The following is a 463-nucleotide window of genomic DNA, read 5'->3' as shown; positions in this document are numbered from 1 at the left end:
GGTCACCGACGACATGGTCGGGCTGACCGTCGATCGCGTGCCGAAATTCGTCAAGGAATACGCCGACCTGCGCAACGCGATCTCGCATGCCGCAAAGAGCTATGCAGCAGAAGTGCGAAACCGGACATTCCCGGGCCCCGGCCATGTCTTTTCGGCGACAAACAGCAGGGATGACGCATGAGCCAACCCGTCGTCGTCGATAGCGTTGCCGCACTTCGCACGCAAATCCATGACTGGCGCCGTGACGGCCTTCGTGTCGCCATGGTGCCGACCATGGGCGCTTTGCACGACGGGCACATCTCGCTGGTCAGGATCGCACTCGAAAAAGCCGAGCGCTGCGTCGTGTCGATCTTCGTCAACCCGACACAGTTCGCGCCGAGCGAAGACCTCGACAAGTACCCGCGCCAACTCGCCCGCGATCTCGACCGGCTCGGCGCGGCAAAGGCCGACCTTGCTTTCACAC

At 62.6% G+C, this 463-nt stretch carries 2 protein-coding genes; both read left to right on the top strand.

The window, feature by feature from the left end:
• Window positions 1-181: 3-methyl-2-oxobutanoate hydroxymethyltransferase (locus EN994_RS34900; protein WP_206530593.1), on the top strand; the 181-nt coding region annotated here is incomplete at its 5' end.
• Window positions 178-463, top strand: a 286-nt coding sequence (locus EN994_RS34895; protein ID WP_164746599.1) for a pantoate--beta-alanine ligase, incomplete at its 3' end; no start/stop codon positions are given. The genes EN994_RS34900 and EN994_RS34895, both read left to right, overlap by 4 nt.

Source organism: Mesorhizobium sp. M7A.F.Ca.CA.002.09.1.1 (assembly GCF_003998555.1).
GTDB classification, from domain to species: Bacteria; Pseudomonadota; Alphaproteobacteria; order Rhizobiales; family Rhizobiaceae; genus Mesorhizobium; species Mesorhizobium ciceri.
The sequence above is the reverse complement of the archived record's forward strand: the minus strand, read 5'-3'. Positions and strand labels throughout refer to the sequence as shown.